The sequence below is a fragment of the Xanthobacter tagetidis genome (assembly GCF_003667445.1).
In the GTDB taxonomy this organism is placed as follows: Bacteria; Pseudomonadota; Alphaproteobacteria; order Rhizobiales; family Xanthobacteraceae; genus Xanthobacter; species Xanthobacter tagetidis.
The window spans coordinates 141,828-155,719 of the sequence record NZ_RCTF01000002.1 but is presented as its reverse complement, the minus strand read 5'-3'; the positions used below and the strand labels follow the sequence as shown (position 1 = coordinate 155,719).

At 69.3% G+C, this 13,892-nt stretch carries 13 protein-coding genes and 1 tRNA gene; 2 read left to right on the top strand and 12 right to left on the bottom strand.

Going from position 1 to position 13,892, the window contains the following annotated elements; all coding sequences use genetic code 11:
* Positions 1-188: 188 nt before the first annotated feature.
* From D9R14_RS03555 to D9R14_RS03515, 9 genes are all read right to left on the bottom strand, one after another.
* On the bottom strand, positions 189-521 hold the full coding sequence (locus tag D9R14_RS03555) for a lipid-A-disaccharide synthase N-terminal domain-containing protein (RefSeq protein ID WP_121621934.1): 333 nt from the start codon (positions 519-521) through the stop codon (positions 189-191).
* Positions 511-1,269: a glycosyltransferase gene (locus D9R14_RS03550; RefSeq protein WP_121621933.1), complete on the bottom strand. Its 759-nt coding sequence runs from the start codon at positions 1,267-1,269 to the stop codon at positions 511-513. Before D9R14_RS03550 ends, D9R14_RS03555 begins: the two co-directional genes overlap by 11 nt.
* Complete coding sequence (locus tag D9R14_RS23265; RefSeq protein WP_121621932.1) at positions 1,270-2,193, bottom strand: phosphatase PAP2 family protein; 924 nt, start codon at positions 2,191-2,193, stop codon at positions 1,270-1,272.
* Entirely contained in the window at positions 2,190-3,944 is a 1,755-nt protein-coding gene (locus D9R14_RS03540; protein WP_121621931.1) for an ArnT family glycosyltransferase, read from the bottom strand. The genes D9R14_RS23265 and D9R14_RS03540 overlap by 4 nt, the downstream gene beginning before the upstream one ends.
* 407 nt (positions 3,945-4,351) lie before the next feature.
* Positions 4,352-4,567 (bottom strand): hemin uptake protein HemP, encoded by a 216-nt coding sequence (hemP, locus tag D9R14_RS23345; protein ID WP_245420533.1) that lies wholly within the window; start codon positions 4,565-4,567, stop codon positions 4,352-4,354.
* A 212-nt stretch (positions 4,568-4,779) separates the two neighbouring features.
* Entirely contained in the window at positions 4,780-7,908 is a 3,129-nt protein-coding gene (locus D9R14_RS03530) for an efflux RND transporter permease subunit (protein ID WP_121621929.1), read from the bottom strand.
* A gap of 6 nt (positions 7,909-7,914) precedes the next feature.
* Entirely contained in the window at positions 7,915-9,129 is a 1,215-nt protein-coding gene (locus tag D9R14_RS03525) for an efflux RND transporter periplasmic adaptor subunit (RefSeq protein WP_121621928.1), read from the bottom strand.
* Positions 9,130-9,279: 150 nt separating this feature from the next.
* The gene (locus D9R14_RS03520; protein WP_245420531.1) at positions 9,280-9,561 is read right to left on the bottom strand and encodes a hypothetical protein; all 282 of its coding nucleotides are present in this window, start codon (positions 9,559-9,561) and stop codon (positions 9,280-9,282) included.
* An 80-nt stretch (positions 9,562-9,641) separates the two neighbouring features.
* Entirely contained in the window at positions 9,642-11,414 is a 1,773-nt protein-coding gene (locus tag D9R14_RS03515; RefSeq protein WP_121621927.1) for a potassium/proton antiporter, read from the bottom strand.
* Between the two features lie 198 nt (positions 11,415-11,612).
* Here D9R14_RS03515 and D9R14_RS03510 point away from each other — a divergent pair, with 198 nt between their 5' ends.
* Complete coding sequence (locus D9R14_RS03510; protein WP_121621926.1) at positions 11,613-11,846, top strand: hypothetical protein; 234 nt, start codon at positions 11,613-11,615, stop codon at positions 11,844-11,846.
* Between the two features lie 10 nt (positions 11,847-11,856).
* Here the strand turns inward: D9R14_RS03510 and D9R14_RS03505 are convergent.
* The 3 genes from D9R14_RS03505 to D9R14_RS03495 form a co-directional block, all read right to left on the bottom strand.
* Positions 11,857-11,933 (bottom strand) — tRNA-Arg (locus D9R14_RS03505).
* Positions 11,934-12,010: 77 nt separating this feature from the next.
* Positions 12,011-12,316, bottom strand: a complete 306-nt coding sequence (locus tag D9R14_RS03500; RefSeq protein ID WP_121621925.1) for an ETC complex I subunit — start codon at positions 12,314-12,316, stop codon at positions 12,011-12,013.
* A gap of 121 nt (positions 12,317-12,437) precedes the next feature.
* Positions 12,438-12,707: a hypothetical protein gene (locus D9R14_RS03495; RefSeq protein WP_147452937.1), complete on the bottom strand. Its 270-nt coding sequence runs from the start codon at positions 12,705-12,707 to the stop codon at positions 12,438-12,440.
* Between the two features lie 150 nt (positions 12,708-12,857).
* Between D9R14_RS03495 and D9R14_RS03490 the strand changes: the two genes are divergently transcribed.
* On the top strand, positions 12,858-13,565 hold the full coding sequence (locus tag D9R14_RS03490; RefSeq protein ID WP_121621923.1) for a GntR family transcriptional regulator: 708 nt from the start codon (positions 12,858-12,860) through the stop codon (positions 13,563-13,565).
* The last annotated feature ends 327 nt before the right edge of the window (positions 13,566-13,892 follow it).

Below are 13,892 nucleotides of genomic sequence, written 5' to 3'. Positions count from 1 at the left end.
GGCGCGTGCGGGATATCCGCCGGGCCGCCGCGCCTGCGCTCGAAGATCATCAGCCTCGCCGTAAAGTGGATCCCCCGGACAAGCCGGGGGATGACGGCGAGTGTGGTTCGCAAGATGCGGCACGGGCGCACGCAGGCCGGCGCGGTGCCGCGCTGCAACCCTTTCCCCGCAGCCTCCCGCCCGTGCCCTCAGGTCACGGCGCGCGCCGCCCGGCGTTCGCGCAGGGCGAACTGCAGGTTGCGGATATAGATGAAGGTGGACAGCGCCTGCCCGGCGATGAACACCGGATCGCGCCGGTAGAGCGCATAGATCAGCAGCAGCGTGCCGCCGCCGAGCGAGAAGGTCCAGAAGGCGAACGGGATCACCGAGCGCTGCGCCTTCTCGCTGGCGATCCACTGCACCACGAAGCGCATGGTGAACATGAACTGGGCGACGAAGCCCAGGATCACCCATCCGTCGAGCTGGGCGACGAAGACGTCGTGCAGATAGTCACCAACCTGGTGGGCGAGTTCAACGAGCATCGATACTCTCATTGATGAGCTGCGGCACCTTGCGCCGCCGGATGAGCCAGAACACCCCGAACAGGTCGGCGATGCCGACCCACAGGCGGTTCCAGAAGCCGTATTTGGAATGGCCGTGCCAGCGCGGCCGGTCCACCACCTTGACGATGCGCACCTCGTAGCCCTCGCGCTTCACCAGCGCCGGCATGAAGCGGTGCAGGCCGTCGAACACCGGCAGGCGCAGATGCACGTCGCGCCGCACCACCTTGAGGCCGCAGCCGGTGTCGATGGTGTCGTCGTTCAGCAAAGTGCGCCGCACGCCGTTGGCAAAGCGGGACTGGAAGCGCTTGAAGCGGGTGTCCTTGCGGCCCTGCCGCTCGCCCTGGACGATGCCGACCCGCGGGCCGCCCTCGTCCATGGCGCGCACCATCTCCGGCAGATAGGCCGGGTTGTTCTGGCCGTCGCCGTCGAGCAGCAGCAGGATGTGGCCGCGCGCCGCCCGCGCGCCGGTGTCGACGCCGGCGGACTTGCCGCAGGAGGCGGCATGGGTGAGGACGCGCAGATAGGGACGGCCGGCGGCGGCCTTCCTCAGCTCCTCGGCGGTGCCGTCGGTGGAGCCGTCGTCCACGAACACCAGCTCAAAAGCGTGCCCGGCCAACGCCGCGTCGATCTCGGCGATCAGCGGGGCGATATTCTCGGCCTCGTCCTTCACGGCGATGACCACCGAAAGCCGCGGCGCCGCCGGGAAATCTTGGAAGGGAGCGTTCACTTATCTCGCCTCTTCGAGGGGGGCGCCGCCGGAGGCGCCGTCGGGCGCTCCGGGCGCCTTGGGAAACAGCACCTGGCCGAGCCGGCGCGCCGATGGTCCCGCCATGGGCCGGACGCGTCCGTCGGCGCCGACGGCGAACACCACCCGGCGGGCGGCGAACACCTTCACCATGCCGAGCACGAAGGCCGCGCCGATGGCCGCGCCCGCGATCACGTCGCTCGGATAGTGCGAGCCCAGCACCACACGGGTGGAGGCCACCACCACCGCCAGCGCCAGCAGCCAGCCGCGCGCGCGCGGATAGAGCGCGGCGAAGGCGACGGCGGTGGCGAACACGGTGGTGGCGTGGCCGGAGGGAAAGGAGGCGAAGCTCGACTTCCAGACCAGCCAGTCGAACGTCAGCTGCGCGTTCGGGCCGGGCAGGAAGAAGGCCGCCTGCGGCCGGGCGCGGCCGAGCAGGTGCTTCACGATCGCCACCGAAAGGCCGATGGTGGCGATGGAGGCGAACAGGAAGCCGAGCCGCGCGACGAGGCTCGCCGCCACCCGCCGGCCCATGGCGTCGAGCCGCGGCTGGAGCGCCAGCACATAGAGCAGCGCGAGGCCGATCGGCCAGAGGATGACCGTGCCGAGGCCGAGGTCGGTCAGCCGGTCTGCGAAGGCGACGAACTCCCGGTTGAGGCGGGGGCGCAGTCCGGGGATGAGCGGGTCCACCAGCACCATGGCGGACGCGACCAGCCCGATGGCCAGAAGCGCCAGCGCCACGCCCTCCCACGCGCCGGCAAAGCCGAGGCGCGGCGCCGGGCGCCGCTTCGGCCGCGCCTTCAGATACGCGAGCGTGCCGAGCAGCGCGGCGAGGAGGCGCACGAACCCGTCGCCGGCCGCGCGCAGGCCGCGAAGAGCAGGGTGTCCGGGCGCCGGCGCGCTCACGAACCCGGCTCCTCGGAGCGCAGCACCGTCACCGCCACCGGGCGCCCGCCATTGTAGGCGAAGCCGTCCACGGTGGTGACCGTGCGGTACTTGAGGCCGAGCGCCGCTGCGCGGACCTTGAACGGCCCCATCACCCGGTCCTCGATGAAGGCGAGCGCGCAGCCGCCCTGCTTGAGGTGGTCCGCCGCCATCGCGGCGGGCATGAACTTGATGTCGGTCCCCACCAGGAAGACGAGGCTCGGCTCCTGGTAGGGGGCGGTGGCGATCCGGCCCGCCGGGCAGCCCTCCGCCTTCGCCACTGTGGCGAGGCGCTCGGACACCCACAGCGCACCCATCTGCGGCAGCAGGATCTGGTAGGTGGCGACATAGAGCGCCAGCGCGCCCAAGGCGGCGGTGAGGAAGGCGCCCGGCGCGCCGACCCGCCGATAGGCGAGCGCCGCCCACCAGGTGAGCACCGCCGCCAGACCCAGCAGCGGCCAGGCCAGGAGACCGAGGCCGGAGCCGAGCCAGACGCCGAGGCCGACCAGCCCGGCTGCGATGACGATGGCGAGGATCGGCCACAGCCGCACCACCTCGGCGAGCTTCGAGCCCGCCTTGGCGAGCGCGCCGCGCTCCGCCGCCAGAACCGCCAGGATGGCGAGCGCGGGATAGAGCGGCAGCACGTAGTGGGGCAGCTTGGTGGCGGCGATCTCGAACGCGATCCAGGTGGGCAGCACGAAGGCGAGCAGGAAGCGCACCTTCGGCTCGCGCCGCGCCCGCCAGGCGAACGGCGCCGCCATGGCGACCAGCACGATCGCCGGCCAGAAGGTGCCCCACACTGCCAGAAGATAGGTGCCGGGCGGGCCCCAGTGGCCCTCCTGCCCTTCCGTCACCTTGCCGAGCATGTCGACGCCCACCGCGTGCTCGTAGAAGGCGCCGGCGGTGACGTAATAGATCGCGACGAACCAGGGCAGCGCCAGCAGCAGGCACCAGGCGAGGCCCATCAGCGGCTTCAGGGGGCGCAGGAAGGCGACCGAGCGCTCGATGATCGCCAGCACCAGCATGGGCAGCGCCACGAACAGCGGCGCCATGGGTCCCTTGATGAGGATGCCGCCGGCGAGCGCGGTCCAGAACACGAAGGCGAGGCCGAGGTCGCCCTTCGGCGCTGCCTCCCCCCTCTCGCGCGCCGCGACGGTGCGCAGATATGCGTGCGCCAGCGCGCCGAAGGCGGCGAGGATGGTGAACAGCAGCACCGCATCGGTCTTGGCGAGGCGCGCCTCCACCCCGAGCAGAACGGAGGTCGCCATCATCAGGCCCGCGAGCAGCGCGCCGCGCCGGCTGACGAAGGCGAGCGCCGCCCAGTAGGTGAGCAGCACCGCGCCGATGGCGCCCAGGAGCGAGGGGATGCGGTAGAGGCCGATCGTGTACCGCGCCGAGGGGCCGATCACCGCCTCGCCGGCGCGCACCGCCGCCGCCTGGAGCCAGTAGATGCCCACCGGCTTCTTGTGGCGCGCCTGGTCGTGGAAGCGGATGTCCACGTAATTGCCGCTCTCCAGCATCTGCTTCGTGGCCTGGGCGAAGCGCGCCTCGTCGCGGTCGATGGGCGAGAGCGAGAAGAAGCCGGGCAGGAAGGCGATCAGGCACACGACGACCAGCGCGAGGCACGCGCGGCCATGGCGCGCGGAGGCCGCGCCGAGCGCCCGGTCGAGGCGCTGCGGAAGGTCGAGTTCGAGGGCCCGTCCCTTGCCGGATGCGGGCTCAGAAATGGCCATGCGCTCTATAGGATCCGCTTGAATTGGGCGCGGACAATAGCAGAAACGCCTCCCCCGGAAAGGGTCGGCGCTCCCGGTTCCGTCGCGCGGGCGGAGCTACTGGCAAAGGAAGGAGGCGAAGGAAAGGCGCAAATCGCCGCGCGCCGCGCGACCCCGGACGTGCGGCATCATGATACAGTCCAAAGACCATTCACGACCCGTGCGGACGGCATGTCCCTGGGATATGCCGTAATGGCCGGGCTTGTCCCGGCCATCCACGCCCGGCGGCGGGGCGCGCACGTCCGGCGCGGCGCCGGCGGGACGGCGTGGATGCCCGGCACGAGGCCGGGCATGACGATACGCGAGGGACCGGCGCCGCCCCGCGCGAGGCCGGCGGCGTCCCGGGCGGCGCGGGCGCCGCCGGGGGCTCACTTGGTGAGAATCAGCTTGTTCTGGGACGTGAGGCGCAGCTGATAGACCTGATCGCCGTGGGCGATGGTGATGACGCGCTCGGATGCGAACAGGTCTCGGCTGTCCAGCTGGGCGTTCACCATCGGCAATGCGCGGGCCGCCCCGCTCTCACGGTCGGCCGCGCCGCCGGAGAGGTCACGCCAGTGACCGCGCACGTGCTCATGCCTGGACATCTGGAATTACTCCAAATCTAAGAAGCGCCGGACCCTCTGATATCTCAAGACAATCGCGGCAGCTTGGAAGCATTCGACAATGAAATGCTGCGTTCTGATCTATTGAATAATATAATCAGCCACACGTTTCAACACGTGCACCGGACACGCGCGCGAAATCTTTCCGGATGCCATGACGGCATCCGGAAAGATTGGAACATCTCAAAGAAAGACTATTCGGCCGGCGCCCGGTCCGCCGCGGCGGCCTCGGGCTCCGAACCTGCGCCACCGGCCAGCGCGCGGTTTACCACCCCGTCGAGCCGGTCGAGATAGAGGTAGATCACCGGCGTGATGAAGAGCGTGAGCAGCTGGGAGACCAGAAGGCCGCCCACCACCGCGATGCCCAGCGGCTGCCGCAGCTCCGAGCCTGCGCCGGCGCCGAGCGCGATCGGCAGCACGCCGAATATGGCGGCGAGCGTCGTCATCATGATGGGCCGGAAACGCAGCAGCGCCGCCTCGCGGATCGCGTCGAGCGCCTCGTAGCCGCGGCGGCGGCGCTCCAGCGCCACGTCGATCATCATGATCGCGTTCTTCTTCACGATGCCCACCAGCATGATGATGCCGATGATGGCGATCACCGACAGCTCCAGGCCGAACGCCATCAGCGTGAGGAGCGCGCCGATGCCGGCCGAGGGCAGGCCGGACAGGATCGTGATGGGGTGGATGAAGCTCTCATAGAGGATGCCGAGCATGATGTAGATCACCACCACGGCCGCCAGGATCAGGAACGGCTGGCTCGACAGCGCGTCCTGGAACACCTGGGCGGTGCCCTGGAAGCTGGTGGAGACGGTCGCCGGCAGGCCGGCCTCGCGCTCCACGGCGCGGATCTCGTCCACCGCCTGGCCGAGCGAGGTGCCGGGCGCGAGGTTGAAGGAGATGGTCACGGCCGGCTGCTGCTGCTGGTGCGCCACCTGGAGCGGCCCCACCGTGCGGCGGATGTCCGCCACCGTCTCCAGCGGCACCACCGACCCGGACGAGGTGCGCAGATAGACCCGCGAGAGGTCGCCGGCATCCTGCTGGAAGCGCGGCTGCACCTCGGCGATGATGGCGTACTGGTTGGCGGGCGTGAACAAAGTCGCCACCTGCCGCGTGCCGAACTGGGTGTAGAGCGCGTCGCGCAGCATCTGCTCGGTGATGCCGAGCGCCGCCGCCTTGTCCTTGTCGAGGTCGATGGTGAGCTGGGGGTTGGATATCTGCAGGTCCGAGGTCACGTCCCTCAGGCCCGGCAAGGCGGCGACGCGCTCCTCCATCCGCTTGGCGGTCTCGTACAGCGCCTCGGTGTCCGAGCTTTGCAGCGTGTACTGGAACTGGCTCTTGGAGGCGACGCCGCCCACATTGATGTTCTGCACCGGCTGGAAGAACACCTTCACGCCCGGCACGTCGGCGACGCGCTTGCGCAGGTCCTGGATCACCTCGAAGGCGGAGAGCTTGCGCTCGCTGCGCGGCTTGAGCGCGATGAACATGCGCCCGGTATTGGTGGTGCGGCTGATGCCGGTCGCCCCCGCGGTGGAGACGAGATAGGCGACGTTGGGATCGCCCCTGACCGCCTCCGCCACCTTCTTCTGCCGTTCCACCATGGCGTCGAACGAGCTGTCGGTCGCCGCCTCCACCGTGCCGGTGATGAAGCCGTTGTCTTCCTGCGGGAAGAAGCCCTTGGGGATGATGATGTAGAGATAGACCGAGGCGGCGATGGTGGCGAACGTCACCACCAGCATGAAGGGACGATGCCGCAGCACGAAGTCGAGGCTGACCCGGTAGGTGGCAAGCCAGCTGTCGAACATGCGCTCGGTGAGGCGCATGAAGAGGTTCGGCTTCTTGTGGTGGTCCGGCGCCTTCAGCACCCGCGCGCACAGCATGGGGGTCAGCGTCAGCGAGACGAAGCCGGAGACCAGGATCGCCACCGAGATGGTGACGGCGAACTCGCGGAACACGCGCCCGAGCACCCCGGTCATGAACAGGACCGGGATGAACACCGCCACCAGCGACAGCGTCATGGAGATGATGGTGAAGCTGATCTCGCGCGTGCCGAGGATCGCCGCCCGGAAGGGCGGCTCGCCGTTCTCGATATGGCGATAGATGTTCTCCAGCACGACGATGGCGTCGTCCACCACGAAGCCGACGCACAAGGTGAGCGCCAGCAGCGTCATGTTGTTGATGGAAAAGTCCAGCAGCCACATGGCCGCGAAGGTGGCGACGATGGACAAGGGCAGCGCGAGCGAGGGGATCAGCGTCGCCCGCACGTTGCGCAGGAACAGGAAGATCACCATCACCACGAGGAAGATGGCTTCCATCAGCGTCTTCTGCACGTCGGCGACGGCATCGCGGATCGAGACCGAGCGGTCGTTCAGCACCGAGATGTCCATGGAGCCGGGAAGCTGGGCGCGGAACTGCGGCAGGCGCGCCCGCACCTCGTCCACCACCGCCACGGTGTTGGCATCCGGCTGGCGGAACACCGCCACAACCACCGCGCGGGTGTCGTTGAACCAGCTCGCCACGCGCTCGTTCTCGACGCCGTTGGAGACGCTGGCGATCTCGTCGAGCCGCACCGGCGCGCCGTTGCGCCACGCCACAACCAGGCGGCGGAACACCTCGGCGTCGGCCTTCGGCGTGCCGAGGTCGATGGTGAAGGTCTGCTTGGTGCCGGAGAGCACGCCGAGCGGGGTGTTGGAGGCCGCCGCTTCCACCGCGCCCTGGATGTCGGCCGCCGAGATGTTGCGCGTCGCCGCCGCCGCCGGATCGACGCGGATGCGCACGGCATATTTCTGGCTGCCGTAGATCTGCACCTGGGCGACGCCGGAAAGCTGCGAAATCTGCTGGCCGATCAGCGTGTCGGCATATTCGTTCACGGTGGAGAGCGGCAGCGTCGCGGAGGAGATCGCCAGGAACAGCACCGGCGCGTCGGCCGGATTGACCTTTCGGAAGCTCGGCGGCGTGGTCATCTCGTCCGGCAGCTGGCGCTGCGCCACCGACAAGGCCGACTGCACGTCGAGCGCGGCATCGTCGATGTTGCGCGACAGGTCGAACTGCACCGTGATCGAGGTCGAGCCCTGCGTGCTGGACGAGGTGAGCGAGGTGATGCCCGCCACCGTGGACAATTGCCGCTCGATGGGCGTCGCCACCGCGGTCGCCATGGTCTCCGGGCTCGCGCCGGGCAGCGTCGCGGTGATGGTGATGGTGGGGAAGTCCACCCGCGGCAGCGCCGCCACGGGAAGCTGGCGATAGGCGAACAGGCCCGCCACCACGAGCGACAGCATCATGAGCGTCGTCATGACCGGGCGGCGGATGCACAGTTCGGCGAACATGGCGCGTCAGGTCCCGGCTGCGGGGCGGGGCGTGTTCTTGATGCTCACGCGCGCGCCCTCGCGCAGCGAGAGCTGGCCGTCGGTGACGACCGTCTCGCCGCCCTCCAGGCCCTTGGTGACCACCGCCTGCCCGTCCACGGTGCGGGCGACCGAGACCGGCTTCACATGGGCGACGTCGCCGTCGAGCACGAAGACGAAGGTGCCGCTCTGGCCGTTCTGGATCGCTTCCGCCGGCACCGCGACCACGCCGTCCTGCTGGCCGAGCGTGACCGTCACCGAGCCCAGCGTGCCGGGCCACAGCCGCTCGTCGGCATTGGGGAAGAGCGCGCGGGCGATCAATGTGCCGGTCTGCGGATCGACCGTATTGTCGATCACCGCGACGTGGCCACCTTCCACCCGCTCGCCGCTGCCCTGGAGCGCGATGGTGACCTTGGCGTCCTTGGCGGCGCGCAGGTCGCTGATATAGCGCTCGGGGACGCCGAAGGCGACGTAGATGGGGCTGGTCTGGCGTACCGTGGCGAGCACGTCGTCCACCCGGATCACCGTTCCCGGCCGCGCGGTGGCGATGCCCATGCGCCCGGTCACGGGGGCGCGGATGGTGTAGTAGCCCGACTGGACCTTGAGCGACTGGACGTTGGCCTCGTCCTGCTGGACCGTCGCTTCCTGCACGTCGACGGCGGTGCGGGCGTCGTCCACCTGCACCTGCGAGACGGCATTGCGGGCGGCAAGACCGGTATAGCGCTCCACGTCGCGCTTCACCTTGTCGAGCTGCGCCTTGTCGCGGGCGAGCGTCGCTTCGGCCTGGCGGATCTGGGCCTGCACCACACGGTCGTCGAGTTCGAACAGGACGTCGCCTTCCTTCACCGAGGCGCCGTCGGCGAAGCGCACCGCATCGATGCTGGCGGCGACCCGCGAGCGGATGGGCACGGTGACAATGGCCTCCACCGTGCCGAGCGCTTCCAGCCGGATCGGCATGGGCTTCCTGACCGCCTGGGCGGCGAGCACCGCCACCCGCTGCTGGCGCTGGGGCGCCTGGGCGTTCGCCGCCGGTGCGCCGGACGAGAACCAGCCGTGCGACCAGCCATAGGCGCCGCCCGCCACCGCGGCGATCAGCGCGACCACCAGCGTCAGCCGGCGCCCGCGCCCGCCGCCGCGCGATGTCGTTCGCGAAGGCGTCCCGTCCTGGACACCGCGGCCGGACCCTGTGGGATGCTGCGACATATACCCCTCAAACGGCGCCTGAAACGCCCGTGAATGACCGGCCTCGCCGCATCATAGCTTCAGCCTGTAAATAAGGAGAGCGGCAACTTATCGACTGCACTGCGCAAGGCGGCAACGGGCAACCTCCTGACAAACCCGTGATCGCGTGAGTCAGGCCTCCGCGAGGGGACGAAGGGCTGCCCGCAGGTCATCTTCGGTGACCTGCGCCATGGGGCACTTGACCTTGGCCGCCTCGGTGCGCCGGCCGGGACGCATCACCAGCACCACCGTCTCGGCGCCGCCGCAGGCCGGATCGCCGCAGGCGATCTCGGAGATGGAGACCGTCGTCGCTTCGTCGAGGTCGAGCACCCGGCGGGCAAGCTCGGCGAGGACGCGCGCCGCATCCCGGCTCCCCTCCCCCTCCTGCCCCCTGCGCCTCATGAACAGCCGCACGCCGCTAGTCCCCCAAGATTGGTACCGTCCCGAGTCTTCCGCGCGGACAAGGCGGGAACGTGGCGGGATCGGACGGGATTTCAGTCGTCGTCCTGGATCGGACGGCCCAGAAGCTTTCGCACCGTGGCGATGCCGCGCTTGAGCCCGCTCGGCTCGAGCCGCAGGATCGCGTCCTTCACCCCGTTCTCGTCCACCTCCAGAACCTCGATCACGGCGCCGTCGCCGAAGCCGATGCGCATGCCCGGAAAGGGGTGCCCGTCGGAGCGGTCGGCGAACGCCTCGGCGATGGAAAATCCGCGCTCCGCGTCGGTTATGGGCAGGCCGTAGAGATCGGCCAGGTCGGCGAGGCGGACCATACCGGCGAACGGAAAGGCGGCCACGTCGAGGAACACCGTCGCCTCCCGCGGACGGAACATCCGGTCGAGGTCGAGCACCTTGTATGGGGGCACCAGAAGGTAGCCGTAGTCGCCCGGCCGCAGGGGACCTGAGGCCTCCGGCGTCATGATCTGCCCCTCGCGCATCACGAAGACCAGCCGCGCCCAGGCGGGCAGCGCCATGGCGCCGGCGGCCGGCGTCCCCTCGGTGACCGGATAGGCGACCAGTTCCTGGTCGATCTGTCCGGGCAGGTCGATCTCGAAGCGTCGCACCGCCGGCGTCGGGTCGGACAGCGCCACGTCGAGCCGGCGCGCGGCCGCCACCAGCGTCCAGCCATGCAAAACGAGGGAGACGAACACCACCACGAAGGCAACGTTGAAATAGACCTCCGCATCCGGCAGCTGAGCCAGCATGGGGATGGTGGCGAGGAAGATCGACACCGCACCGCGCAGGCCCGCCCAGGAAATGAAGGTTTTCTCCTTGGCGGAGAAGCGGAACGGCGCGAGGCAGGCGAACACCGCCACCGGCCGCCCGACGAGGACCAGGAAGGCCGCCACCCCGAGCGCCGGCAGCGCATACTCCACCAGCTTCTGCGGCGAGACCAGCAAACCGAGCATCACGAACATGACGATCTGGCACAGCCAGGTCACCGTATCGAGGAAGCCGGTGATGGGCGCCAGCGCCCGCACCGGCCGGTTGCCGATGACGAGGCCCGCGAGGAACACGGCGAGAAAGCCAGAGCCGTGCAGCAGCCCGGTCAGGGCCAGAAGCAGCACCGCGAACGCCACCACCAGCACCGGGTGAAGGCCTCCAGGCAGATCCACGCGGTTGATAAGCCAGGCCAGGGCGAAGCCGCCGGCCACCCCCACCGCCGCCCCCACCGCCAGTTCGCGGACGACGCCGAGCAGCACGGCCGCGCCGGGGTCCGCTAGATTGGCGGTGAGCAGTTCCACCAGGAGAACGGTGAGGAAGACCGCCGCCGGATCGTTGGTGGCCGATTCGATCTCGATCGCCGCCCCTACCCGCCGGGTGAGATGCAGCCCCTGGGCCCGCACCAGGAAGAACACCGCTGCAGCATCGGTGGAGGCGACGATGGCACCGACCAGGAAGGCCTCCATCGGCGAAAGCGACAGCAGCGGCGCCGCGACCATCGCCACCAGCACCGCCGTGAGCACCACACCCACGGTCGAGAGCGCCAGGGCCGGCGCCAGCGCTCCGCGCATGCTGGCGACGCGCATCCTGAGGCCGCCATCGAACAGGATCACGGCGAGCGCGGCCGATCCCACCATGTAGGTGGCCCAATAATCGTCGAAATGGATCCCGCCCGGCCCGCCCTCTCCCGCCAGCACGCCGAGCAGGAGAAACACCAGCAGGATCGGCGCGCCGAACCGGGCCGCGAGCAGGCTCGACAAGGTCCCGGCAACCACCAGCAGCGCAGCAACCAGGAGGACGACGTTCGAGAGGACAACCGATCCCATCCCCGCTCCAACTCTGCCTGCAACAGGCTGCCGCATTAGCGCTAACAAATAAGGTAGCCTTTGCGTTCTTGCGCGCGTTATGGTCGTTCCGTGGCGAAGGGTCTGCGGCCGAATCCGCGGAATGTGTCTTCGCGCGGGAGATTTTGCATCATGCCACGGGCAGCTTGCGCCGCAGCATATCTCATCAAGACATTCGCCATGACGCAGCAGGGCGAGCTGCAATTGGACGGCGAGACCGTGTGCTTCGATCTGGCGTGTGCGCTGGAAATGGCCGAGTCGGATTGCGAGTGGGCGGTAGGCGCCTGCGTCTACGCGTTCGACCACACCAGAGAGATTTTCTGCCCGCGGCTCATAGCAGCCTTCGGGATTCTGGCGCCTTCGGGCGAAGACAGCCGTGCCGGCACGCACTGCGGGCCGCTTCACATTGCCTGAGAATCGGCGCTGGCGACCCCGGCAGGGCTCGAACCTGCGACCTAGTGCTTAGAAGGCACTTGCTCTATCCAGCTGAGCTACGGGGCCGGAGCATGAGGTTTTAGTCGTCCGTCGGCGCGGATGGAAGCGCCGCGCGGCGACGAGGCGCGCCGCACCCCGGCCTTTCAGTGGGTCCACTGGCCCATGCGCTTGAAGGCGAAATTGTCGGAATAGGAAATCTTCTTGCGCTCGGCTTCGTGCGGCTCGAACACGCGGAAGGGGATGCCGCGCTTCTCCGCATAGGCCACCGCCTCTTCCTTGGTGGCGAAGGTCAGGCGAATCTGGCTGCGCATGTCGGCGGACGAGGTGTAGCCCATCAGCGGCTCCACCATGCGCGCGTGCTCGGGCTCGTAGTCGAGAACCCAACTCTTGGTCTTCGCCACGCCCGATTGCATCGCATTGCGCGACGGCCTGTAGATGCGCGCCACCATGATGTGCCCGTGCCCGCTTGCCGCGCGGGCGAAGGCCCGCTCTTCGAATGGTTCTATAGCGAGGGCGCGGGCGCCCGACAACCGTCCGCCGCGCCGCACGTCGGGCGCGGCGGCGCGCCCGTCAGCGCAGGACCAGGCAGTCGGCGGCGGCCATGGCCGCGGTGTTGGCGGACAGGTGGCTCACCTTGCCGGACAGGACCAGCTTGCGGGTCTGCTCGGTGACGATCGTGCGCCCATCGGCGCCCTTCACCAGCAGGGGGGCGCTGGCGTTGTAGATCGCCCGCGCATCCTCGGGAAGCTTGGCAGCGCAACGGTTCGCCGCGGCAGCATCGGCCAGCGCCGGGGTCGCAAGGGCCGCCAGTACCGCGAGGCTCGCCACAACTCGTTTCATGAACCGCTCCCTGGATAGGCCGGGGCGTCGGGCAGCCCGGCCTTCCCCCTGTGCCGGTGCACGGCGGGGAATGCAAGGCCCCCCGCCGCCATTTCCCCCGCCGCGCGAAGGCGCTTGCAATGCGCACAATATCGCATACGTTATCGCATCATGACGTTCGCGGCCTCCCAGTCCCGCCCTTTGGCGGCGTCCCCCAAGACCGGCGAAAAGTCGGCGCAGGTGGCCTATGCCACCATCAAGCAGCGCATCCTCGATAACGAGTACGCCCCCGGAACCGCGGTTCTGGAGCAGGCGCTGGCGAACGATCTCGGGCTGTCTCGCACCCCGGTGCGCGAGGCGATGATCCGCCTGGAGCACGAAGGCCTCGTGCGCGTCGTGCCGCGCCACGGCATGACCGTGCTGCCGCTGGCGCCGCGCGACATGACCGAAATCTACCAGATCATGATCGGCCTCGAACTGGTCGCCACCGAGCAACTCGCGGCGCGCCAGCCCTCGGCGGACGAGATCGCGCCGCTGGTGGAGGCCTGCGACGCCATGGCCGCCGCCATGGAGCGCGACGACCTCGATTCCTGGGCGAAGGCCGACGAGCGATTTCACCTGTCCCTGGTGGAACTGTGCGGCAACCGCCGGCTCGCCGCCATGGTCATGGCGGTGTGGGAGCAGTCCCACCGCGCCCGCATGTTCACGCTGCGGCTCCGGCCGAAGCCGACCGATTCCACGCGCGAGCACCGGGAGGTGGTGGAAGCCATCCTCGCCGGCGACCCCGCCCGCGCCACCCGGCTCTATCGCGATCACCGCGAGAAGGCGTCGGGACAGATGGTGCGCATCATCGAGCAATACGGCCTGACCCGGCTGTGAAAGGTCCTGCCGGCGCGCCAACGCCGGCCGGCAATCGACAATGAGAGCGTGGGCGGACAGCCCCGCCGCGAGGGAGGATCGACCATGAGGCTGCGCCCAGGCGCAGGTCGGCCCCCGTGCGCCCTGCGCCGGGAGGACAGGCCATGACAGCCGCCGCCTGCGTCGCCGGACGCCTTCTGCCGCGAGGCGGCAACCGCAAATTTCGCATCGGCGTGGAGGCCTTCCTGGCCAGGCAGGCGGTCCCGCTGGGAGGGCCGATGAGCTGACGCAGCCTTCGGCCCGCACGGGCAGATTTTCCGAGCCGCGACGGGGGCCATGAGGCCCACC

Excerpts from the sequence above, each read along its gene's own strand:
- D9R14_RS03555 (WP_121621934.1), bottom strand. The coding sequence starts at position 521 with ATGCTCGTTGAACTCGCCCACCAGGTTGGTGACTATCTGCACGACGTC.
- D9R14_RS03540 (WP_121621931.1), bottom strand. The coding sequence starts at position 3,944 with ATGGCCATTTCTGAGCCCGCATCCGGCAAGGGACGGGCCCTCGAACTC.
- hemP (WP_245420533.1), bottom strand. The coding sequence starts at position 4,567 with ATGTCCAGGCATGAGCACGTGCGCGGTCACTGGCGTGACCTCTCCGGC.
- D9R14_RS03530 (WP_121621929.1), bottom strand. The coding sequence starts at position 7,908 with ATGTTCGCCGAACTGTGCATCCGCCGCCCGGTCATGACGACGCTCATG.
- D9R14_RS03525 (WP_121621928.1), bottom strand. The coding sequence starts at position 9,129 with ATGTCGCAGCATCCCACAGGGTCCGGCCGCGGTGTCCAGGACGGGACG.
- D9R14_RS03515 (WP_121621927.1), bottom strand. The coding sequence starts at position 11,414 with ATGGGATCGGTTGTCCTCTCGAACGTCGTCCTCCTGGTTGCTGCGCTG.
- D9R14_RS03510 (WP_121621926.1), top strand. The coding sequence starts at position 11,613 with ATGACGCAGCAGGGCGAGCTGCAATTGGACGGCGAGACCGTGTGCTTC.
- D9R14_RS03500 (WP_121621925.1), bottom strand. The coding sequence starts at position 12,316 with ATGGTGGCGCGCATCTACAGGCCGTCGCGCAATGCGATGCAATCGGGC.
- D9R14_RS03495 (WP_147452937.1), bottom strand. The coding sequence starts at position 12,707 with ATGAAACGAGTTGTGGCGAGCCTCGCGGTACTGGCGGCCCTTGCGACC.
- D9R14_RS03490 (WP_121621923.1), top strand. The coding sequence starts at position 12,858 with ATGACGTTCGCGGCCTCCCAGTCCCGCCCTTTGGCGGCGTCCCCCAAG.